25 protein-coding genes and 1 other annotated feature are annotated in these 26,116 nt (G+C 38.5%); of the genes, 17 read left to right on the top strand and 8 right to left on the bottom strand.

All coding sequences use genetic code 11. The features are described 5' to 3' along the window. Both UR08_RS07705 and UR08_RS07700 read left to right on the top strand, forming a co-directional pair. Positions 1 to 1,419 carry a lipopolysaccharide biosynthesis protein gene (locus UR08_RS07705; protein WP_115753084.1) on the top strand — a complete coding sequence of 473 codons (1,419 nt, stop codon included), beginning with the start codon at positions 1 to 3 and terminating at the stop codon, positions 1,417 to 1,419. Positions 1,420 to 1,433: 14 nt separating this feature from the next. Then, the gene (locus UR08_RS07700) at positions 1,434 to 2,552 is read left to right on the top strand and encodes a glycosyltransferase family 4 protein (RefSeq protein WP_115753751.1); all 1,119 of its coding nucleotides are present in this window, start codon (positions 1,434 to 1,436) and stop codon (positions 2,550 to 2,552) included. An 18-nt stretch (positions 2,553 to 2,570) separates the two neighbouring features. Here the strand turns inward: UR08_RS07700 and UR08_RS07695 are convergent, their stop codons facing one another. From UR08_RS07695 to UR08_RS07680, 4 genes are all read right to left on the bottom strand, one after another. Next, complete coding sequence (locus UR08_RS07695; protein WP_115753750.1) at positions 2,571 to 3,443, bottom strand: peptidylprolyl isomerase; 873 nt, start codon at positions 3,441 to 3,443, stop codon at positions 2,571 to 2,573. 135 nt (positions 3,444 to 3,578) lie between these two features. Then, entirely contained in the window at positions 3,579 to 4,118 is a 540-nt protein-coding gene (locus tag UR08_RS07690) for a DUF3267 domain-containing protein (RefSeq protein WP_115753083.1), read from the bottom strand. Between the two features lie 172 nt (positions 4,119 to 4,290). Further along, a complete protein-coding gene (locus UR08_RS07685) occupies positions 4,291 to 4,653 on the bottom strand; it encodes a YtxH domain-containing protein (RefSeq protein ID WP_115753082.1) in 363 nt (120 codons plus the stop codon). Between the two features lie 68 nt (positions 4,654 to 4,721). Next, a complete protein-coding gene (locus tag UR08_RS07680) occupies positions 4,722 to 5,144 on the bottom strand; it encodes an HIT family protein (RefSeq protein WP_115753749.1) in 423 nt (140 codons plus the stop codon). A gap of 163 nt (positions 5,145 to 5,307) precedes the next feature. Here UR08_RS07680 and UR08_RS07675 point away from each other — a divergent pair, with 163 nt between their 5' ends. Together UR08_RS07675 and UR08_RS07670 are read left to right on the top strand one after the other, a co-directional pair. Further along, entirely contained in the window at positions 5,308 to 6,057 is a 750-nt protein-coding gene (locus tag UR08_RS07675; protein ID WP_115753081.1) for an ABC transporter ATP-binding protein, read from the top strand. Beyond that, complete coding sequence (locus UR08_RS07670) at positions 6,044 to 7,264, top strand: ABC transporter permease (RefSeq protein WP_115753080.1); 1,221 nt, start codon at positions 6,044 to 6,046, stop codon at positions 7,262 to 7,264. Before UR08_RS07675 ends, UR08_RS07670 begins: the two co-directional genes overlap by 14 nt. Positions 7,265 to 7,365: 101 nt before the next feature. Here UR08_RS07670 and UR08_RS07665 read toward each other — a convergent pair whose 3' ends face one another. Continuing rightward, complete coding sequence (locus UR08_RS07665) at positions 7,366 to 7,872, bottom strand: antibiotic biosynthesis monooxygenase family protein (protein ID WP_115753079.1); 507 nt, start codon at positions 7,870 to 7,872, stop codon at positions 7,366 to 7,368. 165 nt (positions 7,873 to 8,037) lie between these two features. On the opposite strand from UR08_RS07665, the gene hemE reads away from it, so the two are divergent. The 7 genes from hemE (at position 8,038) to gpmA (ending at position 15,773) form a co-directional block, all read left to right on the top strand. After that, complete coding sequence (hemE, locus tag UR08_RS07660) at positions 8,038 to 9,093, top strand: uroporphyrinogen decarboxylase (RefSeq protein ID WP_115753078.1); 1,056 nt, start codon at positions 8,038 to 8,040, stop codon at positions 9,091 to 9,093. A 4-nt stretch (positions 9,094 to 9,097) separates the two neighbouring features. Further along, on the top strand, positions 9,098 to 10,030 hold the full coding sequence (hemH, locus tag UR08_RS07655; protein WP_115753077.1) for a ferrochelatase: 933 nt from the start codon (positions 9,098 to 9,100) through the stop codon (positions 10,028 to 10,030). 145 nt (positions 10,031 to 10,175) lie between these two features. Further along, positions 10,176 to 10,523, top strand: coding sequence for a hypothetical protein (locus tag UR08_RS07650; protein ID WP_115753076.1), 348 nt, complete (start codon positions 10,176 to 10,178; stop codon positions 10,521 to 10,523). 119 nt (positions 10,524 to 10,642) lie between these two features. Continuing rightward, on the top strand, positions 10,643 to 11,428 hold the full coding sequence (locus UR08_RS07645) for a GNAT family N-acetyltransferase (protein WP_115753075.1): 786 nt from the start codon (positions 10,643 to 10,645) through the stop codon (positions 11,426 to 11,428). Between the two features lie 124 nt (positions 11,429 to 11,552). Beyond that, positions 11,553 to 12,230 (top strand): Bax inhibitor-1/YccA family protein, encoded by a 678-nt coding sequence (locus UR08_RS07640; protein WP_420812322.1) that lies wholly within the window; start codon positions 11,553 to 11,555, stop codon positions 12,228 to 12,230. Between the two features lie 142 nt (positions 12,231 to 12,372). Next, positions 12,373 to 14,970, top strand: a complete 2,598-nt coding sequence (gene clpB / locus UR08_RS07635; RefSeq protein WP_115753073.1) for an ATP-dependent chaperone ClpB — start codon at positions 12,373 to 12,375, stop codon at positions 14,968 to 14,970. A 113-nt stretch (positions 14,971 to 15,083) separates the two neighbouring features. Continuing rightward, on the top strand, positions 15,084 to 15,773 hold the full coding sequence (gpmA, locus tag UR08_RS07630; RefSeq protein WP_115753072.1) for a 2,3-diphosphoglycerate-dependent phosphoglycerate mutase: 690 nt from the start codon (positions 15,084 to 15,086) through the stop codon (positions 15,771 to 15,773). A 32-nt stretch (positions 15,774 to 15,805) separates the two neighbouring features. Here gpmA and UR08_RS07625 read toward each other — a convergent pair whose 3' ends face one another. After that, positions 15,806 to 15,994: a YjzD family protein gene (locus tag UR08_RS07625; protein WP_115753071.1), complete on the bottom strand. Its 189-nt coding sequence runs from the start codon at positions 15,992 to 15,994 to the stop codon at positions 15,806 to 15,808. A gap of 258 nt (positions 15,995 to 16,252) precedes the next feature. Here UR08_RS07625 and UR08_RS07620 point away from each other — a divergent pair, with 258 nt between their 5' ends. From UR08_RS07620 to fabF, 3 genes are all read left to right on the top strand, one after another. Further along, on the top strand, positions 16,253 to 17,356 hold the full coding sequence (locus tag UR08_RS07620) for a glucosaminidase domain-containing protein (protein WP_115753070.1): 1,104 nt from the start codon (positions 16,253 to 16,255) through the stop codon (positions 17,354 to 17,356). Positions 17,357 to 17,519: 163 nt separating this feature from the next. Next, positions 17,520 to 18,461, top strand: a complete 942-nt coding sequence (locus UR08_RS07615; RefSeq protein WP_115753069.1) for a beta-ketoacyl-ACP synthase III — start codon at positions 17,520 to 17,522, stop codon at positions 18,459 to 18,461. 229 nt (positions 18,462 to 18,690) lie between these two features. Continuing rightward, positions 18,691 to 19,932: a beta-ketoacyl-ACP synthase II gene (gene fabF / locus UR08_RS07610; protein ID WP_115753068.1), complete on the top strand. Its 1,242-nt coding sequence runs from the start codon at positions 18,691 to 18,693 to the stop codon at positions 19,930 to 19,932. Positions 19,933 to 19,992: 60 nt separating this feature from the next. Here fabF and trpS read toward each other — a convergent pair whose 3' ends face one another. Together trpS and UR08_RS07600 are read right to left on the bottom strand one after the other, a co-directional pair. Further along, a complete protein-coding gene (trpS, locus tag UR08_RS07605) occupies positions 19,993 to 20,985 on the bottom strand; it encodes a tryptophan--tRNA ligase (protein WP_115753067.1) in 993 nt (330 codons plus the stop codon). Positions 20,986 to 21,060: 75 nt separating this feature from the next. Next, positions 21,061 to 21,285 (bottom strand) — a binding site (T-box leader). 42 nt (positions 21,286 to 21,327) lie between these two features. Next, positions 21,328 to 21,675 (bottom strand): DUF3899 domain-containing protein, encoded by a 348-nt coding sequence (locus UR08_RS07600; protein ID WP_115753066.1) that lies wholly within the window; start codon positions 21,673 to 21,675, stop codon positions 21,328 to 21,330. A 583-nt stretch (positions 21,676 to 22,258) separates the two neighbouring features. Here UR08_RS07600 and UR08_RS07595 point away from each other — a divergent pair. The 3 genes from UR08_RS07595 to opp3C all read left to right on the top strand — a co-directional run bounded on the left by UR08_RS07595 (position 22,259) and on the right by opp3C (position 26,103). Continuing rightward, a complete protein-coding gene (locus tag UR08_RS07595; RefSeq protein WP_115753065.1) occupies positions 22,259 to 23,935 on the top strand; it encodes a peptide ABC transporter substrate-binding protein in 1,677 nt (558 codons plus the stop codon). Positions 23,936 to 24,142: 207 nt separating this feature from the next. Next, a complete protein-coding gene (gene opp3b, locus UR08_RS07590) occupies positions 24,143 to 25,072 on the top strand; it encodes an oligopeptide ABC transporter permease (protein WP_036071097.1) in 930 nt (309 codons plus the stop codon). After that, a complete protein-coding gene (gene opp3C / locus UR08_RS07585) occupies positions 25,072 to 26,103 on the top strand; it encodes an oligopeptide ABC transporter permease (RefSeq protein ID WP_115753064.1) in 1,032 nt (343 codons plus the stop codon). Before opp3b ends, opp3C begins: the two co-directional genes overlap by 1 nt. Positions 26,104 to 26,116 lie beyond the last annotated feature (13 nt).

Raw genomic sequence — 26,116 nt, 5'->3', positions numbered from 1 at the left:
TTGAAAAAGACAATCCTTCAATTTGGTCAATATGCATTTGGATCAATGGGATCAGCAATCATTAGCTTTATCACAATGCCTATAATCACATATTTTATTTCGCCAAGTGAGTATGGTAAAACTAGTATGTTTATGCTAATGCAGACTTTGCTGATCAGTTTTATTTATCTTGGCTTTGACCAAGCCTTTGGACGAGAATTCTATGAGTATTCGGATAAAAAACGTCTTTTTATAAGTGCCATTTTCTTTCCCATTATATTTGCTGTCGTATTGATTCTCTGCATGATTTTGTTTGCTGGACAGCTTTCAGAGCTCCTTTTCCATTCGGATACTTACAAAGGTGCGATTTATTTTTTGGCAATCTCTATTCCATTTTTAATTTTTGAACGATTTATTTTCATGTATATTCGGATGGAGAAAAAAGCACTCGAGTTTTCTTTATTTAACATTTTAATCAAGCTATTCATCTTGATCTATACTTTTACTTTCTTAATTTTATTTGCGCATTCTTTCATAACCGTTGTGTACGCTGCCATTTTTGGCCAATTATTGGGGGATATCTTGATGATCGTAAAAAATCATAAACTCCTATCTTTCCGAAATTTCAAACTAGATTTCATCGTGCTAAAGCGATTAACTCAATTTGCGATTCCTGTCGTATTTGCTACCCTTCTTTACTGTTTATTTGTAATCATGGATAAACTGTTCCTAAGACAATTTAGCACTTTTGAGCAATTAGGCTTATACACTTCAGCATTTAAAATTGCGAGTGCCTTACTCATCATCCAAAATGTGTTTGCGAATCTCTGGGTTCCAACGGCGACAAAATGGTATATCGATAAGCGGCCCCTTGCAGATTTTCAGCGGGTTAGTGAGATCATCTTATTCTTGCTAGCCATTTTGTTTATTTTGCTTCTCTTTAGCAAACACTTGCTAATAGGATTTTTATCCGCCGATTACGCACAGGCAGCCTATATTTTTCCATTTCTATGTTTTTATCCAATTATGATGACCGTGAGTGAAACAACGAATGTTGGCATTGGCTTTTCGAGAAAAAGTCATTTAAATATCTATGTTTCCCTCATTACGCTTGTTGTCTCTCTTTTATTGAATTTTTTACTTGTTCCAAATCTTGGAGCTATTGGAGCCGCGATTGCTATGGGAACTAGTTATGTAGTTTTCTTTCTAGTTCGGTCTATTTTTTCAAGACTAGTCTGGGAAACTTTTTCTTTAAAAAAACACTTTATTTGTATCCCTATTCTTTATCTGGCAGCGCTTGTGAATACTTTTATCCATCAAATAAAACTTGTAAATGAAATGAATCTAATCATTTTATTGTTCTTAGTTATTTTGAATCGAAAATGGCTAGGAAGGCTATTTCAAATATGTCGTCAATTTCTAAAAAAGCCAATCGAATGAAGGAGGAGGAATTTTTGAAAATATTCATGATTGCCAATATGTACCCATCAAAGCGCTATCCCTCTTATGGGGTTTTTGTGAAAAACCATTTAGAAATGCTTGAAGTATTGGGGTTTCATGTGGATAAACTTGTAATGAAAAAACGAATGAGCAAGTTTTTTAAAAGCTTGGCGTATTTGAGTTTTTATCTTCGGATCATTTGCAAGTTGCTTTTTCAAAAGCAAGCCGTACTCTATATTCACTACGCCTCGCATGTGGCTTGGCTTATTTGCCTTATCAAGAAGTGGAAACCAGAGTTACGCATTATCGTGAACTTGCATGGAAGTGATGTATTTCCAGAAACTAAGCTTCAACAAAATTTACAGAACCAAGTGAAAAAGCTTGTACAGCAGGCCGAAAAGGTAGTTGTTCCTTCAGCCTATTTCGAAACAGTTGTTATGCAAAAGTACACGATTTCGCAAGAAAAAATTTTCATTTCGCCATCAGGGGGAATTAATTTAGCGATTTTTAAACCAAAAAAACTAGGGAACGATAAGCGAGAAACAAGACAGGAGATCCTTCTTGGCTATGTGGGGCGAATCGACGTTGGAAAAGGTTGGGAGGATGTTTTGCGAGCATTTACAGCGCTTAAAAAAGCAGGAACAGCACGCTGGAAGTTAATCATGATTGGAAGCGGGAAAGAAGACGAGAAAAAGCAGTCTTTAGCAGAGGAACTGCATATACAGTCGGATGTCGAATTTCGACCGCTTATTCCGCAACATGACCTGCCAAACTATTACCGTAAGTTTGATTGCTTTCTTTTTCCAACTAGGCGAAAAGGCGAGAGTTTGGGACTGGTTGGCTTGGAGGCGATGGCATGTGGAACGCCAGTGATTGGAAGTCAAATTGCGGGGTTAGAGAGTTATTTAGAAAACGGGAAAAATGGGTTTTTCTATCCACCAGGAGATGTGGGTGCGCTCATTAGTGTGCTTAATCAATTTGCTCAGCTTAGCGAGGAACAAGTTTCGATGCTTTCAAAAGAAGCGATTTTGACAGCTGAAAAGTATGATAGAAGACTTGTCAAACGAAATTTTGAGTCCTTTATGATTGGATTTATGGGAGAAAATAAAAAAGCACCAGCTCGCTTGAGCTGATGCTTTTTTCAGTTATGCTTATTTACTTTTAGAACTGTTACTTGAAGAATATTGACTGAAAGCATCTTTCAAGTCTTTATCTTCAACTTTAATGCCAGCATCTTTGTAAACTTTCTTCAATGCTTTTTGCATGTTTTCTTGTGTAACTTGTGAAGCGATATAAGCTTTTTTCACAGCTTTTTTATCTTGTTCAAATGTTGTTTTCTTAGCAGGTTTTACCATTTCAATGATGTGGTAACCGTATTGAGATTTAACTGGAGCACTGATGTCGCCTTTTTTCTTAAGTGCATAAGCCGCTTTTTCGAAAGCTTCATCCATTTTTCCAGGGCCAAAAGCAGGAAGTAAACCACCATCAGCTTTTGTGCTTGTATCAGTTGAATATTCCTTAGCTAGATCTTCAAATTTCGCACCATCTTTAAGTTTCTTTTCAACTTCTTTAGCTGTATCTTCTTTTTCAACTAAGATGTGGCGAACTGTGATATCTGGTTGCCAAGTTTTGTAATAAGCTTTTAGTTTTTTGTCAGTTACTTTGACATTATCTTCAGTAGCTTTTTCAACAAGCATGTTGTACTTGATGTTTTCTTTAAAGCTATCTTCAGTTAAACCACTTTGAGCAAGAACGCTAGCGAATTGATCGCCATATTGATCTTTATACGTCTTAACCTTCGCGTTCACTTCTTTATCGGTAACCTTGTATTTTTTGTCAAGGACCTTTTCAAAAGTAAGTTGTTGAACAGTTTGGCTGCCGTACTTATCTTTCATTGCATCATATAATTCGTCTTTTGTAACATTACCGTCGTCTGTTTTAACAACAGCTCCGCCACTACCACATGCTGTAAGTCCAACAACCGCAAGCGCAGAAACGATTCCAAGCGCTGCTTTCTTTTTAATATTCATTTAAAAAATACACACTCCTTAAGTTGATCGAATAAATTCTCTGTATCCAAGTAATATCATACCACAAATTATTAAAAAAATGGCCAGAAAACAAAAATCTAATAGTTTTTTAATTTTATTCCCATTTAGTTAATCTGAAATTAAAACCGAATAACCGCGTTTCGCTTCCTCGATATAACAGCTTTTTGGCAAGTTTCGCAAATTGTTTGCAAGGATAAAAGCTGGATAGCTCATTCCAAAATGAACAGCCAGTAAAATTAGGAAGACAGGTGAATTCCAAATAGGAACCATCGTCATCCAAAAAATCAGTAGCAATAAAATAGCAAAAAAAGGAAAAAGCAAGGAAAATAGATAATCTTTTTTTGGCATGATATTTAGCACTTTGATTTGAATACAGGGCAGTACATAAAATCGGCGAACGAATTGAATGCGAATGCTCGATCGGTATTTAAATGAAGCTAAGATATAAAGCACTTTATGAAGTGGATAAATAAAAAGTAGTGCTATAAATGAGATTTCGTTATATTCCGGAGAAAAATCGCCTGGAACAAAAAAATTGTGAACAAGAAATAAAAGGCAAAGCATGAAAAACCAACTTAATCCCCCTTTTAGAATCATGCGATGATAGGTATCACGGCGCACTGTGTTCACAGATTTCAAACAACGCATTACTTCGTTCCTCCAATAATGTTCAAGATTGTATAAGTATTGTAGTCCCTATAGCTAGTGATTTCAACCCTTTTTGGGAATTTTTTTCTATTAAATAAAAATAGTTTACAGATAGAGATTAAAAACATAAAAAAACCTAGTTTCTATGGAGCTAAGAAACTAGGCCATGGTTCTACTTATTATCTTTTTTTAACGTCTTTTCAAGATCAGCAATGGTCCGCTGCATATCTTTGATTTCATCTTTCAAACGTTTTTTCTCAGGTTCCATTTCTTCATTCCACTTGGAAACAGAATCCATAATATCGCTTGAAACATCTTTGATTAAAGTAGACCCTTCAGTTCCGAGAACTTGAATGGACTGCAATAATTCGTTAGCGTTATACGCCAATTCTTTTAAGACAACAGAAGCCTCACCTGATTTTTCAACAATGTCAGATCGAAGTTCTCGACCAGATTTTGGTGCAAACAAGATGGAAGTCACAGCTCCTGCAGCGGCACCGATAACTGCGCCTAAAAATAGCGATTTTTTATTCATCATGACCAGCTCCTTCAATTAATAACCAACTTTTATTTAAGTAAGGAAAACGAACGACAGCTTAAAAATTAGCTAAGCTGTTCACGTATTGCCTCTGCACGCTCTTTAAATTCCTCATCATTATAAGTGCTTGAGTTATCTTTCCAAATCAATCCAAAATCGTCTTTTTTCGAATAGCGTGGAATAAGATGAACATGACAATGAAAAACCGTTTGAGAAGCGATTTCTTCATTATTATTCAAAATATTCATCCCCTCAAGTGGAAAAGCTGCTTTTAAAGCATTAGCAATTTTGGGAATACGACGGAAAAGTTCCGCAGCAGTTTCAGGCGGCAAGTCAAAAATATTACGCACATGTTTTTTTGGAATAACAAGTGTGTGTCCTTTAGTCACTTGACTTAAATCAAGAAAAGCCAACACTTGGTCATCTTCATAAACTTTCTCAGAAGGAATTTCTCCTCGAACAATCTTACAGAAAATACAATCATCCACAAGGAACGCCACCTTTCTTTTCATTCAGAATCCTCTATTCTTAATTTACCATAAAAAAAAAGGAAAAGCATGTAATAGAGATAAATAATTATGAGAAGTTTATGCTTAAATATGCTATTATTAAACTAGTCCAATCACAAATAAAAAAGGAGGCTGTAATAGAATGCCTTTACTAGAAGTAGAACATCTGACAGGCGGCTACACCAAGCGACCAGTCTTAAAAGATATTTCTTTTGAAATTGATGAAAAACAAATTATTGGCCTTATTGGCTTGAATGGTGCAGGAAAAAGTACAACGATTAAACATATTACGGGACTTATGCAGCCCAAGGAAGGACACATCCGAATTAACGGGCATGAACTAACCGATGATGTTGAAGCGTACCGGTCGCAATTTTCCTATATTCCGGAAACGCCCATTCTTTATGAAGAATTAACACTTTATGAGCATCTCGAACTGACTGCGATGGCTTATGGTCTTTCTAAAGAAGAGTTTGAGTCAAGAATGATGCCACTTCTAAAAGAATTTCGTCTTGAGAAAAAACTAAACTGGTTCCCAGCTCATTTTTCAAAAGGAATGAAACAAAAAGTGATGATCATGTCTGCCTTTTTAGTGGAGCCCAAACTTTATATTATTGATGAACCTTTTGTTGGACTTGATCCACTAGGGATTCAATCACTTCTCGGCTGGATTCGAGAAATGCGTGATAAAGGCTCAAGCATTTTGATGTCGACTCATATTCTCGCGACAGCAGAAAAGTATTGCGATGCGTTTATTATTTTGCATCAAGGAGAAATCAGAGCGCGTGGAACACTCGAAGAACTTCAAGCTCAATTCGGGATGGACGGAGCATCTCTTGATGAGATTTATATCCAGTTGACGAAAGAAGAAGCTGAAGATGAAGAAATTTGATAGTGTTGAACTTTTCAAAAAGCGATTCAGTTCTTATACCGACGAATTAAATAAATATCTCCGTTATATGTTCAATGATCATTTGCTCTTTGTACTGATCATCGGTATAGGCGCCGGTATATTTTATTATGCCGATTGGGTAAAACATATCAATCCGAGCTTCCCAGCCATTCCGCTAATGGTAGTTTTATTAACAGCTTCACTTTGCTTTGCTTCTATGGTAACGCTTTTGAAGCGTCCAGATACAGTTTATCTAACCGTTAAAGAAACCGAGATGCTTCGCTATTTTGAGCGGGCAAAGCGAGTAACCATCGCTTTGCAAAGTTATTTATTTGCGATTATCTTACTTGTTGCAATGCCAATGTACACGGCTGTTACGGGGTATCACTATAGCCGATTTATCGGGCTTGTTATACTGCTAGTTGTCCTTAAAGCATGGAATGTCTATGTTGGGTTTGAAACCGCGAAATTAGACAATAATGACAGCACTTGGCTATTTTTCCGAGTTTTTGTTACCGCATTAATGGTTTACTTGTTGCTTGCCTTTTCATTTTGGTGGACAATTCCAGTTGTCCTCATTGCGCTACTTGTTTCATATTATTTAATCCGCGGGCAAGCTAAAGGAAAAGTGCTGCGGTTTGAATATCTTGTTGATAAAGAAGAAGCAAGAATGAATCGATTTTACCGCCTAGTGAACTTGTTTACAGATGTTCCGCATTTAAAAGGAACTGTGCGAAGAAGAAGCTATCTCGACTTTCTTTACAAACCGATTCCTTATGCAAAAAGAAAAACCTTTGCTTACTTGTTTAGCCGTACCTTCGTGCGAACAAATGAGTACATTGGTTTATATGCCCGACTAACAGTGATCGCGCTCATTTTGTTGATTTTTGTTCAAGGCTTTTATTTAAACATTATTTTCTCATTACTGTTTATTTATTTGACGGGTTTTCAGTTCATCCCAATGCTACGACATTTTGATGGACAAATGATGCTAAGACTTTATCCGATTCAAGATGCCATCAGAAATCGAAGTTTCATCCATTTTATCCGAATCCTACTTGTTTTTCAGGCATTGCTGTTTGGCATTGTTGGAATTGCACAAAACGGTTCGATTGGTGGACTAGTGATTCTTGGAATTAACCTTATCTTTGTTATCGCATTTTCATTTTTGTATATTCCATTTCGAGTCAAAAAGATTTATCAATAAAAAAGAACAGAAACGTCAAGAGTTCCATTTCATGAATGGCTTTGTTTGACGATTTCTGTTCTTTTATTTTTGGCTAATCAGTCAATTTATTCATTGACTTTTTATCTCGCATCATGATCGAACTCGGGGAAATGATACGTATCAATGTGTGAAAAGCCAATTTGTGTATTATTCTTTTCCATCATGGCAACAATCCGTGCGTGATAAGGAGTAGCTTTAAAAGCTTGGTAATACATCTCTGAATCCCAGAAAGCTAAAACTAAGAATTTGTTTTGCGTAAGCGATTGCCCGAGTTGAACACACTGTAAACCGGGAGTTTCATGGAGTTGGCGCACCATTTGTTCATAGTTTTGCAAGAAAATTGGAACCTCTTCATCACGTTGCATCATTATATATTCAAGTGTAACAAAACCGTATCCTTTCATTTTGCCAGAAGATTGTAACTTACGATATGTATTTTCTTCTTTAAAGACGCTCGCTCCAGACGTTTCATGAAGTAAAATCGAATGCTCATAATTTTGTAAAAGCATGATGCCTTCGCCAGGATGCTCCGCTAAGATTTGACGTAAATAATGTTCCGTTCCAGAAGTAATGTAAATATATTCCATGATTTTGACCTGCTTTCTGTGAAATTATTAACCTTTACAGCCCCTCATTTTCCCAATAATACCAACTTTTAAACGTAATAGGAAGCATTCTGTTTGGTTTTAAAAGACATTTTTAGTATCCTTAAGAGTGTGAAAAAATTAGCATTCAAGAAGGAGAGGCGCTCGATGAGTAAAATAACGAACGACTTATTTTTAAAAGCCGCAAGAAGTGAGCCAGTTTCGCGAATTCCCGTCTGGTATATGCGCCAGGCAGGACGATCCCAGCCCGAATACCGCAAACTGAAAGAAAAATATTCACTTTTTGAGATTACACATAATCCTGAACTATGTGCTTATGTGACGCGTTTGCCCGTGGAAAACTATGGTGTAGACGCTGCAATTTTATACAAAGATATTATGACGCCGCTTGTTGGACTTGGCGTTGATGTTGAAATTAAAAGCAACATTGGTCCAGTCATTCAAAACCCAATCAAAACTATTGCAGACGTTGAAAACCTCTCAGAACTTCATCCAAAACAAGATATTCCTTATATTCTAGATACCATCAAACTTCTGACCGAAGAACAACTCACCGTTCCTTTAATTGGTTTTGCGGGCGCACCGTTTACCCTCGCAAGTTACATGCTAGAAGGCGGCCCCTCAAAAAACTACTATAAAACAAAAGCGATGATGTACCGGGACCCAGCCACTTGGTATCTCTTAATGGAAAAACTTGGCAAAATGACAGCTGACTATTTGAATGCGCAAATTGAGGCAGGCGCTAGCGCCGTCCAATTGTTCGATTCATGGGTGGGCGCACTAAGCCGCGAAGACTATGCCAAATACATCAAGCCAATTATGCGAAAAATCATCAATGGTATCAAAGTAAGCCATCCAGAAACCCCCATCATCATGCAAGCAGTTGCATCAAGCCACCTACTACAAGAATTTGCCGACTTAAAAGTGGACGTTGTTGGAATCGACTGGCGCATCCAAATTGGTCAAGCCAGAACTTTACTTCCAGGGAAAGCCTTACAAGGCAATCTTGATCCGAGTTTGCTTCTTGCTCCCGAAAAGTGTCTTGAAAAAGCACAAGCCATTTTAAAAGAAGGAAGTAAGCATCCAGGCTTCATTTTTAACCTTGGTCACGGTGTTTTTCCAGAAGTAAAACCGGAAATGTTAAAGCAATTAACTGACTTTGTTCATGAAAACAGTGAAAAATTACTAAAAGAAGGAGATTGAAACAATGAAAACTGTAGGATTACTTGTTATGGCATATGGGACGCCATATAAAGATGAAGATATTGAACGTTACTATACCGACATCAGACATGGTAAAAAGCCAACTGAAGAAATGATAGCGGACTTGCGGGATCGTTATCATGCAATCGGAGGGCTTTCACCACTTGCAAAAATTACAGAAGAACAAGCTTATGGACTTGAACGCGTATTAAATGAAGCTCAAGACGATGTGAAATTTAAAGCTTACATAGGTCTAAAACACATCGAGCCGTTCATTGAAGACGCGGTCAAGGAAATGTATCAAGACGGAATTGAAGAAGCCATATCGATCGTTCTTGCCCCGCATTATTCAAGCTTTAGTGTTGCTTCTTATAACAAGCGAGCGCAACAAGAAAGCGAAGCGATCGGCGGACCGAAAATCACTTCCATCAATGACTGGTATAAAAATCCACTATTTATCAAAATGTGGGCGGACCGAATTAACGAAACAGCAAATGAAATTCCAGAAAACGAGCTCGAGGATACCGCCCTTATTGTATCGGCGCACAGTCTTCCTGAGAAAATCAAACAATTTGGCGATCCGTATCCTGACCAGTTAAAAGAAACAGCCGAATTGATTTTTAAAGAAGTGAAAGTGCCACATTACGCGCTTGGGTGGCAAAGTGAAGGGAAAACAGGAGAACCTTGGCTTGGTCCAGATGTTCAAGATTTAACTCGCGAGCTTTATGAAAAACATCACTATAAACACTTTATCTATACGCCAGTTGGTTTTGTCGCGGAGCATTTGGAAGTACTTTACGATAATGACTATGAATGTAAAGTAGTAACAGATGAAGTGGGAGCAAGCTATCATCGACCAAAAATGCCAAATGCAGATCCAGAATTTTTGAATGTATTGAAATCTGTTGTTTTGGATGCTTACCACGAAAATCATTAAAAAAGAGCCAACTGGCTCTTTTTTAATGGAATGATATGAAAACGATTTCTTAATTTTTAGTAGAATACTATGTTGCTTTAATCAGATTCTCATTTTTGTCGGGCATAATAAATGAGTACAATAAATCAGCGAGGAGGATATACAAATGGAAACGCTGAATGAACTCAAACAAATAATGGAAAATATGACAATTTACATGTCGATAAATGGATATACGAAAAGAAGCTTTGCGAAAGCAACGGGAATCTCTCAAAATACATTTACAGCAATGACGGCTGGGAAAATAAAAAATGAGAAGAAAGCTGTGCGCTACATAGAGCAAGCAACTGAAAGGTTAAATCTGGAACAAGATTACTTCAAAAAATCACGTGAAGAAATTATGCGAGCTCCGATTAATTATCAAGATGAAGAAAAACTGCATACTGGCAATGAGAAATTCAATGCCCTCAGTTTACTTCTTAAAATTGGCGAAATTCATTATAAATGGGAATAAAAGAACGGGCGTGAAACGAAACATTTCGCGTCTGTTTTTTTGTTATTGACTAATCAAGTAATTTCAACTAAAATAGAACCAATTTTGAGGCTAGTTATTTTGGATTGGGAGTGAAGTACTTGATTAAAAAGCTGATGGCGTCAGATGACCAAAAGCTAAAAGCGTTACTTAAACCGGAAGCTCTATTGAATATTTTTATTCTTGGAGATATCGAAAATTTTGGTTATGATCATGAGTTTATTGACATCTGGGGGGATTATGACGCGGAAGGAGAACTTCGAGCTTGCCTACTTCGGTTTGAACGAAATTTTCTACCTTACTCGAAGACAGATGATTTTGACGCAGCAGGATTTGCAGAAATTATTCAAGCACATGAAAATACAATGATAAGTGGTATGCCGCGAGCAACGGAGCCGCTTGAAAAACTTATTCCAGAGTTAAGTGAAAAGAGTCACAAATCGCACTTCTGCAAATGTGAGAATGCAAGTATGATGGATGCGAACGGAGAAGTCATTATCCGCTCAGCCGTAGAGGAAGAAGTCGGTGAAATCATCAAACTGAGAAAACAAATCAAGGAATTCGGCGAGCGAAATGAAAATGAAGAATTAATCGCAGCGCAACTTGAACAAGGCTCAAAACGAATTTATTACATTGAACAAGATGGCAAGATAGTGTCTGTTGCAGAGTCCACTGCTGAAAATTCCTTTTCGGCAATGATCGTTGGAGTAGCGACACTTGCGGAATATCGCGGACGAGGATTTGCCAGCACGATCATGAAACGACTTTGCTGCGATTTGTTAGCAGAAGGGAAAACGCCATGTCTGTTTTACGATAACCCAGTAGCTGGGAAAATGTACCGCAAAATTGGATTTACGGACGTTGGCGATTATACCTTATATCGTTAAAGCAAGAAACAAAAGAGGTAGCCTTTTCAATGGAAGAGGCTATTTTTCATAAAACTGGACTGCAGTTGTATAGAAATTTAAATGAAATTTGCTATACTAAAAGAAGAAACAATGAACAGGAGAGATGGAAATGAATGATGTAAAAGCACATCAAGTTGAAGCAAGTAGAACCGCATCCAAACAGGTGATTATGCAAAAAGTGTTAAACTGGTTTGTCATCTCGCTGTTAGTGGCGACGATAGGAGCAGCAGTAGGCAACTCACTCGATCCAAGTTGGTTTATTCCACTTGTTATCTTAGAATTTGTTTTCCTTATAGCAGCCATTATAGTGCGCCGGAGCAAAACAGCTAACCGGACATGGGGGTTTCCACTTTTACTAGGTTTTGCTTTCGTTACGGGGCTCATGACTGGTCCAACACTCACTTATTTTTTCACTGCTGGAGCTGGAATGGCCGTTTTGATGGCCTTTGTAACAGCTTCTGTCACTTTCACAGTGTTAGGGTTTGTTGGAGCAAAAATGAAAAAGGATTTACAATTTCTTAGTTCGGCTTTATTTGCCGCACTAATCATTTTAGTGCTATTTTCCTTATTTGGTTTATTCGTTCCGATCGGCGGCATGACAACAATCATCGCAGGATTTGGAACCTTACTCTTTTCTGTGTATATTTTGTTTGATTTTAACCAAATTATGAAACGAGATGTGACGCTTGATGATGTACCTATGCTGTCGTTAAGTTTGTATCTTGATTTCCTCAATCTGTTTTTATATCTGCTTCAACTTTTCGCGGGTTCACGTGATTAAATAGGATCACTAGGGGTTTTTCCTCTAGTGATTTTTTTTCAAATAAGTGGGTATACTATTAGACAAAGCGAATAAAATCTTTTATAATTGTTTTAAAGGTCAAATAAGGTCAAACTTATTTCTTTCCAAAGGAGGCCAAAAAATGGAAATGCAAAAATTTACCCAGCAAGTACAAGAGACCATTGCAGAAGCACAAAAACTTGCTGTAGAAAGAGAACATCAAGCGATCGATGTTTCACATGTTTTTAAAATCCTATTACAAGAAAGCGACTTTGCCAAGCGAGTTTATGAAGTGGCAGAAGTCGATGTTGAAAAATTAAAACAAATCGTAGATAGCGAACTGGACAAAATCCCTGCAGTAATGGGGACGAGCGTTAGATACGGTGAGTCAATGAGTAACGAATTGTACCAGTTAATTGTCCGTGCTGAAACAGAAGAAAAAGAATTGCAAGATGAATTTATATCCACAGAGCATTTGCTTCTTGCAATCATGGAACAAAAAGAAAACCCAATAACAAAGGAAATCGAGTCACAAGGTAAGACAAAGAAAACAATTTTGGATGCTGTTCAAATGATCAGAGGAGGAAAAAGAGTGACTAGCCAGAATGCAGAAGAAAATTATGAAGCATTATCTAAATATGGCCGTGATCTTGTCGCCGAAGTGCGAAGCGGCAAGCTTGATCCAGTCATTGGCCGTGATACTGAAATTCGGAATGTGATCCGGATTTTATCACGTAAAACGAAAAATAATCCAGTATTAATCGGAGAACCAGGCGTTGGGAAAACCGCTATCGTAGAAGGTCTTGCTCAACGGATTGTGCGTAAAGACGTTCCAGAAGGCTTGAAAGATAAGACGATTATCTCGCTTGACCTAGGATCGCTAATTGCAGGTGCGAAATATCGCGGTGAATTTGAAGAACGCCTAAAAGCAGTCTTACAAGAAGTGAAAGAATCAGATGGTCAAATTCTCCTCTTCATTGATGAGATCCATACTATTGTCGGTGCTGGGAAAACCGAGGGCGCTATGGATGCCGGCAATATGTTGAAACCAATGCTCGCTCGCGGCGAGCTTCATTGTATTGGCGCGACAACACTTGATGAGTATCGCCAGTACATTGAAAAAGATGCAGCTTTAGAACGCCGCTTCCAAAAAGTGCTAGTTCCAGAACCAACCGTAGAAGATACCGTTTCGATTTTGCGTGGCTTAAAAGAACGTTTTGAAATTCATCATGGTGTTAATATCCATGACAATGCACTTGTGGCGGCAGCAACACTTTCAAATCGCTACATTACCGATCGCTTTTTACCGGATAAAGCAATTGACTTGATCGATGAAGCTTGTGCAACGATTCGTGTTGAAATCGACTCTATGCCAAGCGAACTGGATGAAGTAACTCGTAAAGTGATGCAGCTTGAAATTGAAGAAGCAGCACTCAAAGAAGAAAAAGATCCAGCGAGTGAGCGCCGACTTGAAATGTTGCAACGCGAACTAGCGGACTACAAAGAAGAAGCCAATAAAATGAAATCGAAGTGGGAAAGCGAAAAAGGCGAAATCGGCAAAATTCGTGAAGTGCGTGAACAAATTGATGCCATGCGCCATGAGTTAGAAGAAGCTGAGAACAACTATGACTTAACACGTGCAGCAGAACTGCGACATGGCAAGATTCCTGCAGCAGAAAAAGAACTCGCTGAACTTGAAAAACAAAACCGTGAAAAAACACAAAATGAAGATCGGTTGTTGCAAGAAGCGGTGACAGAAAACGAAATCGCCGAAATTATCGGACGCTGGACCGGGATTCCCGTTACGAAATTAGTGGAAGGTGAACGCGAAAAACTGCTCAAGTTAAGTGATGCGCTCCATGAAAAAGTAATTGGCCAAGATCAAGCAGTGGATCTTGTAAGTGATGCAGTGCTTCGGGCACGTGCAGGAATCAAAGATCCAAAACGCCCAATCGGTTCCTTTATTTTCCTTGGACCAACTGGGGTTGGGAAAACGGAGCTAGCCAAAGCACTTGCCTATAATATGTTCGATTCAGAAGATCATATGATTCGAATCGATATGTCCGAGTATATGGAAAAACATTCAGTTTCCCGGCTTGTCGGGGCGCCTCCAGGCTATGTTGGCTATGAAGAAGGCGGCCAGCTAACCGAAGCAGTGCGACGCAATCCGTATTCCATCATTTTGCTCGATGAAATTGAAAAAGCCCATCCAGATGTGTTTAACATTCTTTTACAAGTTTTGGATGACGGTCGCATTACAGACTCGCAAGGTCGAATGGTCGACTTTAAGAATACTGTCATCATCATGACAAGTAACATTGGTTCGACAATGCTTCTTGAACGAGCTGAAAATGGCGAAATATCGGATGAACTTGAACAAGATGTCTTGGCGACGCTTCAAGCTTCCTTTAAACCAGAATTTTTAAACCGGGTAGACGATATCATCTTATTCAAGCCACTCACACTTGAAAATATTAAGGGCATCGTCGAAAAACTTGTGGATGAGCTTCAAGAACGACTTGAGGCACAAGAAATTCACATTGCGATTTCTGATGAAGCGAAGAGCTTTATTGCGGAGGAAGCCTATGATCCGGTTTACGGGGCACGTCCTTTGAAACGTTACTTGGTTCGCCATGTTGAGACACCACTTGCGCGTGCGATTGTTTCAGGCGAAGTTATGCCTCATTCGTCCGTTGAGATTGGTCTCGAAAATGGAGCGTTTACCTTTAATACGAAATAAATGATGTGAAAGCAGGGTCTCTTGCTTCTTGCAAGGGGCTCTTTGTATGTTTGAAATTTGGAAACGAGGGAATTTTATGGAAGAAAAGGTTAAGTTCGAAAGGATGAGGAAAAATGAAACTGGTTTTAATTCGCCACGGACAAAGTGAATGGAATAAACTGAACTTGTTCACCGGCTGGCATGATGTTGATTTGTCGGAACAAGGTGTAGAAGAAGCTAAAACTGCGGGAAAACGGATTAAAGAAGCTGGGCTTGAATTTGACGTTGCTTTCACTTCCGTTTTGACGCGTGCTATTAAAACGCTGGATTATGCGCTTGAAGAATCAGGCCAACTCTGGGTGCCTGTACATAAGTCTTGGCGGCTTAATGAACGGCATTATGGTGCGCTACAAGGCTTGAATAAAAAAGAAACGGCAGAGAAATATGGTGCCGATCAAGTGCAACTTTGGCGCCGGAGCTATGATACGCTTCCTCCATTACTAGATGAAAATGACGAACGCCAAGCTAAAAATGATCGTCGTTATCAGTTGCTAGATACACATGCGATTCCTTCGGGTGAAAATCTAAAAGTGACACTTGAACGGGTGATTCCTTACTGGATGGACACGATCGCACCGGAAATTAAGTCAGGTAAGCGCGTTATCATTGCAGCGCATGGGAATAGTTTGCGGGCACTCGTGAAGTTCTTAGAAGGTATCAGTGACGATGCTATCATGGAACTTGAAATCCCAACAGGCGTTCCACTTGTTTATGAATTAGATGAAGATTTAAAACCAACGAATAAATATTATCTAGACAAATAAAAAAAGCGCTCCGTTTTTGCGGAGTGCTTTTTTTATTTGATGTCGTAAATTTCACTGTCCTTAGGCATGAGGGCAGGAATAATCAAAACGAACACAGAAATTCCAACTGTTAAAATTAAACCAGTTGTTAAACTAAACGGTACAGAAAGCATTGATGAAAGAACGAATTCAGCCATCATTGATAGGAAAAAGACCCAAATTACTGTAACGATATAGCGCATTCGAAACACCTCATTTCACATCATTCAACAGTTTCATTCTAGCACAAAGCAAGGGAGCTTGACAACTTGTGAGATAGTTGGTAATATCCTTGGAGGCTAGGAAGAAACAAGCTATTTACCTTTGGTTTGTATTTGTTTTGACATCAAACTGTTATTAGAAACACACTAAACTAACATAAAGATTTGGTACAATGTAACAAGACTTGTTAGTCAATAAAGAAAATAAACACTCGAAGAACAGGATGTGCTCGAAGTAGAATGAAAAAATGGAAATTAGCGCTTGCGGCTTTTATTACAGCAGTAGGAATAAGCGCACCACTTGCAGCAACACAAGCGGAGGCAACGGATGAAATAGCCGTTCAAGCATCTCTGCAGAAAATGACTTTAAACCAACAACAATTTATTCAAGATATCGCGCCAAAAGCGCAGGAATTACAAAAGAAATATCAAGTATTAAGCAGCGTTTCGCTTGCCCAAGCAATTGTTGAATCAAACTGGGGAAACAGCGGCTTGTCCACTGAAGCGAACAACTTATTTGGCATCAAAGGTTCTTATAATGGATCTTCTGTCACAATGTCAACCAAAGAATATAGCGGTGACGAAGTAAAACAAATTGATGCAGCATTTCGGGCTTATCCAGACCGAGAAGCTTCTCTTGAAGATCACACGCTACTATTTGTAAATGGGACAAGCGGAAACCCGTCTTTATATCAAGCGGTTTTAGGGGAGACAGATTATAAAAAAGCAGCACTAGCAATTGAAGAAGCTGGTTACGCAACAGATCCGAATTATGCAGAAGTTTTGATACAAACTGTTGAAATGTTTGGTTTAACTGCTTATGACGATATTTACGATCACATGAAAAAAGAAGAAAGTATGCTAGCGTATGGTGCAGTCGAAGAGCCGAAAGATTATGCAGTTTGGAACTTGCCGAGCGGGATGGAAGACGCCGAAAAAACAGTTCCTGCGGAATCTTTAAAAGGAAAACAGCTGCGCGTAGGTAAAAAAGCAGAAATGCAAAATGGCAGCCACTGGTTTGAAATTTACGACGAACAAGATAAACGAATCGGTTGGCTAGAAGAAAACGCGATGAATGTTTTCTACACAACTAAAAATGAAACTGATTTTGAATTGAAGAAATATATTATTGATTCCGATCAAAAAATTTATCGCTATCCAGTAGAAGACCAAAAACGTGTGGCTGGCGAAATGAAGACATATAAAGGTCAAAAGTTAGAGATTGACCGCAGAGCAGATGTGAAAAACGAATACTGGTATCGTTTCAAAGATAAAGACGGTCAAGTCATCGGCTGGTCGAAGGCACCAGGATTCTCAGATAACAATCCAAATAAAAAGAAATAAACTTATTAGCCCTTTAGAGTTACACTTTTATGTAAAGTGAGTGACTAAAGGGTTTTTTGATGCTAGAAGAAAGAATGGTTGCCAAAAAAACAGCGTTCTGTTAAAATTAGTACCAGGTCATAAAAACAGCTTTTTAAATTCGTTCAAATATGGAGGAATCGTAATGAATGCAGGAATTCTAGGAGTAGGGAAATACACACCTGAAAGAATTTTAACAAATTTTGATTTAGAAAAAATGATGGATACATCAGATGAATGGATTAAAACAAGAACTGGAATTGAAGAAAGACGCATTGCGCGTGATGATGAATATACACATGATATGGCATATGAAGCAGCTAAGAATGCAATTGAAAATGCGGGCTTAACTCCAGAAGATATTGATTTAATTATTGTCGCAACAGTTACACAGGAAGCTAACTTCCCGTCTGTTGGGAATATCATTCAAGATCGCTTAGGTGCGAGACACGCAGCTGCGATGGATCTTGAAGCTGCTTGTTCTGGTTTTACTTACGGGATTGTAACAGGCGCACAGTTCATTCAAACAGGCGCTTACAAGCATGTCGTAGTAGTTGGGGCTGATAAGCTTTCAAAAATTACAGACTGGGATGACAGAAGCACAGCTGTCTTGTTTGGAGACGGAGCAGGGGCTGTTGTAATGGGCCCTGTTTCAGAAGACAAGGGACTGCTTTCCTTTGTGCTTGGATCAGATGGTTCTGGTGGTAAGTACCTTAACTTGAAAGAAGAAAATGACAAACTTTACATGAACGGACGTGAGGTGTTCCGATTTGCTGTTCGAAAAATGGGCGATGCTTCCCTTGAAGTTCTTGAAAAAGCGGGGCTTCAAAAAGAAGATCTAGACTTGTTAATTCCGCACCAAGCAAACATTCGGATTATGGAAGCTTCACGAGAACGGCTTGACTTGCCAGAAGAAAAAATGATCAAGACAGTTCAAAAATATGGCAATACATCGGCTTCTTCGATTGCACTTGCACTTGTTGATGCCGTTCAAGAAGGACGCGTAAAAGACGGTGACAATTTGTTACTAGTTGGTTTTGGCGGCGGTTTAACTTGGGGTGCACTTGTGCTTCGTTGGGGTAAATAATTGAAAATAAGGGTGCGCAGATGGATTACGAATTTATGTCGAAGTAGGCGCATCCTTTCTTTTTTTGTGATATAATAATAGCGGCTTTATGGTCGCTTCAATAGAAATTGAAATTTTATTTTGTTCTTTTATTTTGTTTTTTTCTATGATTGAGGCAACCATTTTAAAAAATGACTCCTGATTAACAGAAGTTGTTTTTTCATGAGCTCAAAAACAAGGAGATGAGAAAATGGAGAAAAGAAGAGTCGTTGTTACTGGAGTTGGAGCTGTTACGCCAATTGGGAATGACGCGGAAACAGCATGGGATAATGCCAAGAAAGGTGTAAACGGTGTGGCTCCACTTACTCGTTTAAACCCAGATGATTTTCCAGTCAAAATCGCAGCTGAACTAAAAGACTTTGATGTCGAAAAATATATTGACAAAAAAGAAGCGCGTAAAATGGATCGCTTTACGCATTATGCAATTGCAGGTGCAGAGATGGCGCTTCAAGATGCAAACTTTACGGTAGATGAGACAAATGCTGAGCGTGTAGGTGTTTGGATTGGTTCTGGAATTGGTGGCATGGAAACCTTTGAGAACCAATATGAAACTTACAGCACACGCGGTCTTCGCCGCGTTAGCCCGTTCTTCGTTCCAATGATGATTCCAGATATGGCATCTGGACAAGTTTCAATTCGCTTTGGAACAAAAGGCATCAATACGGCAACGGTAACGGCTTGTGCGACAGGAACGAATTCCATTGGAGATGCATTCAAAGTTATCGAACGTGGTGATGCGGATGTAATGATTAGCGGTGGAACTGAAGCGCCGATCACAAAAATGTCGCTCGCAGGATTTTGCGCAAACAAAGCTTTGTCGCTTAACCCAGATCCAGAAACAGCATGTCGCCCGTTCGATAAAGACCGGGATGGATTTATTATCGGTGAAGGTGCGGGAATTGTTATCCTTGAAGAATATGAACATGCAAAAGCACGTGGAGCTAAAATTTATGCCGAAGTTATCGGCTATGGGGCAACGAGTGATGCTTATCATATTACAGCGCCAGCCCCAAATGGTGAGGGTGCCGCCCGTGCCATGAAAATGGCGCTTCAAGATGCTGATGTAGCACCAGAAGAAGTTGATTATATCAATGCACACGGGACAAGTACAGGTTACAATGACAAGTATGAAACAGCGGCAGTAAAAACCGTTTTCAAAGATTACGCGCATGACTTGCTCATTAGTTCTACAAAATCGATGACAGGCCATACACTAGGAGCATCTGGCGGAATTGAAGCGATCTTCTCGGTTCTTGCTATCCGTGACGGTATTGTGCCGCCAACGATCCATTTGAAGCATCCAGACCCTGAGTGTGATCTAGATTATGTAGCAAATGAAGCCCGTGAAAAAGATGTGACAATTGCAATGTCGAACTCATTCGGCTTCGGCGGTCATAACGCAACACTTGTGTTTAAAAAAATAACAGACTGATCTTATAAAAGAAGCCTGCAAGATTTTTGATATCTTGCAGGCTTCTTTTTCATGTTTTTGTTAACGACGCTTGCGGCCAAGTCCCATTGCATTTTCCATTTTACGCAGTGTTTTGCCCGCTTTTATTCTAGCTTTTTCTGCGCCTTCATCCAAGATGTGATCCAGTTCTTCAGAACCAAGATAATATTCATATCGTTCCTGAATGGGCGTTAATTCAGCTACGACGACTTCAGCCAAATCGTTTTTGAAGTCACCATAACCCTTATCTGAGTATTCATTTTCCAGCTCTTTGAAAGTTTTACCAGTAAGAGCAGAATAAATGGTTAGTAAATTCGAAATCCCAGGTTTATTTTCTTTATCATAAGCAATAATACCAGATGAATCCGTTACAGCACTTTTTATTTTTTTCGTTATTGTACTTGGTGGATCAAGTAAGTAAATGGAGCCTTTTGTATTTTCATCCGATTTGCTCATTTTTTTGGAAGGCTCTTGGAGTGACATGACTCGAGCTCCTTGTTTAGGAACATACATTTCTGGAACTGTGAAAACTTCATTGTGCTTGTTATTAAAACGAATAGCAAGGTCTCGTGTAAGTTCGATATGTTGTTTTTGATCTTCGCCAACAGGTACAAGATTAGTTTGATAAAGCAAGATGTCTGCGGCCATAAGCGGCGGATAAGTTAGTAAACCAGCACTTACCCCAGCCTTTCCAGCTGATTTATCTTTAAACTGTGTCATGCGTTCCAATTCACCTATATAAACGTTACATTGTAAAATCCAAGCTGCTTGTGCATGGGCAGAAACCTCGGACTGAACGAAAAGAGTAGATTTTTTTGGGTCCAGTCCAACTGCCAAATAAAGCGCTGCTAGACTACGAATATGCTTGCGTAACTGTAACCGATCTTGTGGAACGGTAATGGCATGTTCGTCGACGATACAATAATAACAATCAAATTCATCTTGAAACTGTCCAAATTGTTTTAACGCGCCGATGTAATTTCCAAGTGTCAAGTCTCCACTTGGTTGAATGCCTGAAAAGATGATTTTTTTCATTGTTTTTCCTCCTTGACGATACCTAACATCTCATGAAATAAAAAAAACGCCTCTAGCTAGAATTTTTTGGTTCTAGCTAGGGACGAATTTATTTTCCGCGGTGCCACCCTGTTACTTCTTGCCAAATGCAAAAAGCGCTTAAAAAAGATAACGGCTTTATGCCGCTGACGGCTACTTTTTGTGTTCACAGTCAGTCCTCAGGAAGCCCATTCGATTCAGCCGATTTATCTGTTTGCACCAACCACAGACTCTCTGGGAAAAGGAACTGAATGTACTTTTCTTCCTTGTTAACGCATCGTATATAATGTTTTCAGTTTATCAATTTAATAATCAGTTGTCAAACTAAAGATAGTATAGGATAAGCGATAGCATGCTGCTTAAAAACACAAGAACACTACTTAAAATCATGTCTGCATAAGGTAAACCAACGAGCTCAGAAAGCATCATATCGGAGAATTCATTTTCTTCATCACCACGAATTTTCCGTGCTACTTTTCGGAAACCATAGTGTACCCGATCCAAAAAGCCACTGCGCATAACATAAACGAGTAAACCGATTAGAAAAGCAATCAAACTAACATAAAAAGAGATGTTGATGTAATGGATGAGAGCAAGTCCTGTCCCCCAAAAAAGAATGGCAAAAATGATTAATTCTTGAATTAGTAAATAAATAAACGTACGTTTTAGCAATCTCTTCACCTCGAAATAGGAATCGTTCTAACTTTAGCATAAAACAGATTAAAAAACGAATAGTTACTGGACTTTTTATTTGTATGGAACGAGCCAAATTAGTTCAAACAAAAAGTGTTCTTGAAAAAAATTCAAAAAAATAATAGTGCTAATTTTGTTCTGTACCAAGGGTTTTCTTGTTTTTTAACAAAAAAAGTGAAATTTTTATATGGACAACCGATTAAAAAAAGTATATAAATAAAGATAATCCTATTTTCATTTGGGGTTAATCAGATTTTCACTTTGCTCTAAAAATAGAGATTGTAAATTCAAATGTTGGAAAGGGAATAAAGTTGTTCGATTAAACTAACCTTATTTTCTGAAAACTTAATCAATGTAAAATTATTAACGGAAAGTCAGACGTGGACTGTTCTTCTAAATTGATCAAATTGTCTAATTTTTTCGTTTTGATAATTTTTTAACAAATTGAAACTTTCATCCTGTTTCGTTTAATTGGTTTAAAATAATTTACAAATCTTTAATTATTAGAGTATAATTATAAGTGAAACAATTTTTCAGAAAAATAAAAAAGGGAGGTATTTTAGTGAAGAAATCTAAATTATTTTTAGCACTTGGATTTACACTAACGCTGAGCTTAGGTCTTGCAGCTTGTGGAGGAGGAAATTCTTCAAGTTCAGATAGTAAGAGCTCTAACTCTGGTAAGGCTTCTGGAGAGCAAGTACTTAATTTAACAGAGAGCGCACTAATTCCATCAGCAGATAGTTCAAAAGCAGATGATCAGGTAGGGCTAAACGTACTTAACCAAACAAATGAAGGTCTGTATGCACTTGACAAAGATGGCAAACCAGCTATCTCTGGTGCTGCTGAAGAGCCAAAAATTAGTGACGACAAGACAGTCTATACCTTCAAATTACGCAGTGACGCGAAATGGTCTAACGGCGACCCTGTAACAGCAAATGACTATGTGTTCTCTTGGAGACGAGCTGTTAACCCAGACACTGCCGCAACATATTCTTATCTATTTGATGCTATCAAAAATGGTAGCGACATTGTAGCAGGTAAGAAAAAACCTGAAGAATTAGGAGTTAAAGCAGTTGATGATACAACGCTTGAAGTAACACTTTCGAAACCGACAGCGTACATCAATTCACTTTTTGCATTCCCAACATTCTTCCCACTTAATGAAAAATTTGTAACTGAAAAGGGCGAAAAATACGCTCAAAACAGTGATAACATTCTATACAACGGTCCTTTCCAACTTAAAGACTGGACAGGAACAAATAAAAAATGGACTTACATGAAAAATGATAAGTACTGGGATAAGAAAAATGTGAAATTGAAACAAATCAACGTTCAAGTAGTTCAAGATGCTGGTACGGGCGTTAACCTTTATAACACAGGTAAAACAGATCGTACGGTATTAAGTGCTGAATACGCAGCGCAAAATAAGAGCAACAAAGACTATGTAGTAGTAAATGATTCATCTACTTTCTACATCAAATTTAACCAAGAACGTAAAGGTGAAAAAACACCACTTGCAAACAAAAATATCCGTAAAGCAATTGCACTTTCCATTGATAAAAAATCTTATGTAGATACGGTGTTGCAAAACGGATCGAAACCTGCTAATAACTTAGTGCCACCTGAATTCACATTTGATCCGAAAGATGATAAGGATTACGTGAAAGAATCTGGCGCACATTTGAAATATGACAAAGCTGAAGCTAAAAAAGCTTGGAAACAAGGTCTGAAAGAACTTGGAACAGATAAAGTAACACTTGAGTTCACAAGTGACGATACTGAAAATGCGAAAAAATCTTCTGAGTTTATCCAAAACCAACTTGAAAAAAATCTGGATGGTTTAACAGTTAAACTTAAAAACGTTCCATTTAAAGTTCGTTTACAAAATGATCAAAACCAAGATTATGACTTCTCAATGAGTGGCTGGGGCCCTGACTATCAAGATCCATCGACATTCTTAGATCTATTTAAAACTGGTGGTTCACAAAACAGAATGAGTTATTCGAACCCAGACTATGATAAGATTCTTAAAGATGCATCTGATACGTATGCAGCTGAAACGCAAAAACGTTGGGATGAAATGGTGAAGGCTGAAAACATCTTGCTTACAGATGATGTAGCGATCCAACCACTTTATCACCGTGCTAATGCATACTTGCAAAAAGATTACATCAAAAACTTACAAAAGAATCCATTTGGTCCAGATTATACGTACAAACACACGTATCTGACTAAATAAAGTATATCTGTAAGAAATACTTGATTGAAACGAGAGAGTATATTTCGGTATACTCTCTCCTTTTTGATGATGCTTGTAGTCTTATGGCGAGAAGTTTTTACTTAGAAAAAACAGGCGAAGTGAATTGTGTCTTATCCTTTAAGGTGGGCTTGATTTAAACTAGCTTATCCAATATAAAATGAAAAATTTGGGAGGTGTAGAGAAAGGATGGCAAAATATACATTAAAGCGCATTTTCTACATGTTAATTACGCTTTTCATCATTGCTTCGGTTACATTCTTCCTAATGAAGCTTTTACCTGGTACACCTTACCGGAATCAGGAGAAACTTTCTGATGAACAGATTCACATCATGAATGAAAAGTATGGGTTGAATGATCCGGTTCCTGTTCAGTATTTTAATTACATGACAGGACTTGTAAAAGGGGATTTAGGAGTATCTTTCCAACTTGATAACCGTCCAGTGTCTGAAATTTTAGGAGCACTTATCGGACCATCAGTGACTCTAGCACTAGAAGCAATGGTTTTTGGACTATTATTTGGGGTTATACTCGGGGTGATTGCCGCGATGTATCAAAATAGGTGGCCGGATTATACCAGCACCTTCATCGCGATACTCGGGAAATCCATTCCTTCTTTCGTTTTCGCGACGGTCTTGCAATATTGGATCGGAGCAAAATTACAATGGCTTCCAGTGGCTGGCTGGGGAACTTTTGCTGATTCTATCTTACCGGCATTTGCGCTGGCGATGTTCCCACTTGCAACAGCAGCCAGGTTTATGAGAACTGAACTGATTGACGTTTTTGCTTCGGATTATATTCTACTTGCTAAAGCAAAAGGGAACAGTCGCACAGAAATTGCAGTGAAGCATGCGATTCGAAATGCTTTAATTCCACTGATTACGGTGCTTGGACCACTTTCTGTATCACTTATGACTGGTTCACTTGTTATTGAGAATATTTATGGGATTCCAGGGATTGGTAGTCAATTTGTTTCATCAATTCAAACGAATGACTATCCAGTTATCATGGGAACAACCATTTTATTTGCTGTGATGTTGATCTTTATTATTCTTGTAGTTGATATTTTATACGGATTGATTGATCCTCGAATTCGTGTGTCGGGAGGTAAGAAATAATGGCAGAAAAAATTGCAAAAGAAATGTTTCAGCCAGCGCAAGTTCAAGATGCAGAAGCAGATAAAATTTCGCGCCCTAGTCTCACCTTCCTACAAGATTCATGGATTCGGGTAAGAAAAAATAAAGCTGCACTTGTATCACTGATTGTGCTTGGTGTAATTATCATTATGGCTATTTTTGGACAGTATTTCTCTCCAAACTTAGGACCAAACCGTAGTGTTAACTATCAAGATACACCGTATGCGAGTTTGCCGCCAAAAGTTCCAGGGTTTGAAAATATGCCGTTTTGGAATGGACACCAAAATATCGGCGGGCAAGATGTAGATGTGTATAAACAAAAAAATGTTAAAGAAGGTACTTATTACTGGCTAGGAAGCGACACGCTTGGACGTGACCAATTTGCACGTATTTGGGCAGGAACACGAGTTTCACTTATTATTGCTGTAGTAGCAGCATTGTGTGACCTTGTCATCGGTGTTGCTTATGGAATGATCTCCGGCTTTGTTGGAGGTCGTACAGATAATATTATGCAACGTATACTTGAAGTTATTTCTGCAATTCCAAACCTTGTTGTTGTTATTTTGATGCTTCTTGTATTAGATCCAGGGATTATGTCTATTATCATTGCTATTGCGATGACCAGTTGGATAACCATGGCTCGGGTCGTCAGGGGACAAGTTTTAAAACTAAAAGATCAGGAATTTGTGCTTGCGTCGTTAACACTCGGTGAGTCTGTTCCTAAGATTCTTATGAAACATTTACTTCCTAATGTTTCTGGCGTCATTATCATCAATGTTATGTTCAGTATTCCGAGTGCCATTTTCTTCGAAGCTTTCTTAAGCTTTATCGGACTCGGTCTTCCGGCTCCGACAGCTTCGCTCGGAACATTGATTAATGATGGTTATAAGACTTTGCAAGTACTTCCTTACATGGTTCTTTATCCATCCGTTGTACTTTGTATAATCATGATAGCATTTAACTTAATCGCAGACGGGCTTCGCGATGCGTTTGATCCGAAAATGCGCGACTAAAGGAAAGGTGAGG

The sequence above is a fragment of the Listeria kieliensis genome (assembly GCF_003369925.1).
Classification (GTDB): Bacteria; Bacillota; Bacilli; order Lactobacillales; family Listeriaceae; genus Listeria; species Listeria kieliensis_A.
This window is presented reverse-complemented; position numbering and strand designations above follow the sequence as displayed.

What these genes read in the sequence shown, in the direction of transcription:
- UR08_RS07690 (WP_115753083.1), bottom strand. Translation starts at nt 4,118, where the DNA reads ATGCGTTGTTTGAAATCTGTGAACACAGTGCGCCGTGATACCTATCAT.
- UR08_RS07685 (WP_115753082.1), bottom strand. Translation starts at nt 4,653, where the DNA reads ATGAATAAAAAATCGCTATTTTTAGGCGCAGTTATCGGTGCCGCTGCA.
- UR08_RS07675 (WP_115753081.1), top strand. Translation starts at nt 5,308, where the DNA reads ATGCCTTTACTAGAAGTAGAACATCTGACAGGCGGCTACACCAAGCGA.
- UR08_RS07670 (WP_115753080.1), top strand. Translation starts at nt 6,044, where the DNA reads ATGAAGAAATTTGATAGTGTTGAACTTTTCAAAAAGCGATTCAGTTCT.
- UR08_RS07665 (WP_115753079.1), bottom strand. Translation starts at nt 7,872, where the DNA reads ATGGAATATATTTACATTACTTCTGGAACGGAACATTATTTACGTCAA.
- hemE (WP_115753078.1), top strand. Translation starts at nt 8,038, where the DNA reads ATGAGTAAAATAACGAACGACTTATTTTTAAAAGCCGCAAGAAGTGAG.
- hemH (WP_115753077.1), top strand. Translation starts at nt 9,098, where the DNA reads ATGAAAACTGTAGGATTACTTGTTATGGCATATGGGACGCCATATAAA.
- UR08_RS07650 (WP_115753076.1), top strand. Translation starts at nt 10,176, where the DNA reads ATGGAAACGCTGAATGAACTCAAACAAATAATGGAAAATATGACAATT.
- UR08_RS07640 (WP_420812322.1), top strand. Translation starts at nt 11,553, where the DNA reads ATGGAAATGAATGATGTAAAAGCACATCAAGTTGAAGCAAGTAGAACC.
- clpB (WP_115753073.1), top strand. Translation starts at nt 12,373, where the DNA reads ATGGAAATGCAAAAATTTACCCAGCAAGTACAAGAGACCATTGCAGAA.
- gpmA (WP_115753072.1), top strand. Translation starts at nt 15,084, where the DNA reads ATGAAACTGGTTTTAATTCGCCACGGACAAAGTGAATGGAATAAACTG.
- UR08_RS07625 (WP_115753071.1), bottom strand. Translation starts at nt 15,994, where the DNA reads ATGCGCTATATCGTTACAGTAATTTGGGTCTTTTTCCTATCAATGATG.
- UR08_RS07620 (WP_115753070.1), top strand. Translation starts at nt 16,253, where the DNA reads ATGAAAAAATGGAAATTAGCGCTTGCGGCTTTTATTACAGCAGTAGGA.
- UR08_RS07615 (WP_115753069.1), top strand. Translation starts at nt 17,520, where the DNA reads ATGAATGCAGGAATTCTAGGAGTAGGGAAATACACACCTGAAAGAATT.
- fabF (WP_115753068.1), top strand. Translation starts at nt 18,691, where the DNA reads ATGGAGAAAAGAAGAGTCGTTGTTACTGGAGTTGGAGCTGTTACGCCA.
- trpS (WP_115753067.1), bottom strand. Translation starts at nt 20,985, where the DNA reads ATGAAAAAAATCATCTTTTCAGGCATTCAACCAAGTGGAGACTTGACA.
- opp3b (WP_036071097.1), top strand. Translation starts at nt 24,143, where the DNA reads ATGGCAAAATATACATTAAAGCGCATTTTCTACATGTTAATTACGCTT.
- opp3C (WP_115753064.1), top strand. Translation starts at nt 25,072, where the DNA reads ATGGCAGAAAAAATTGCAAAAGAAATGTTTCAGCCAGCGCAAGTTCAA.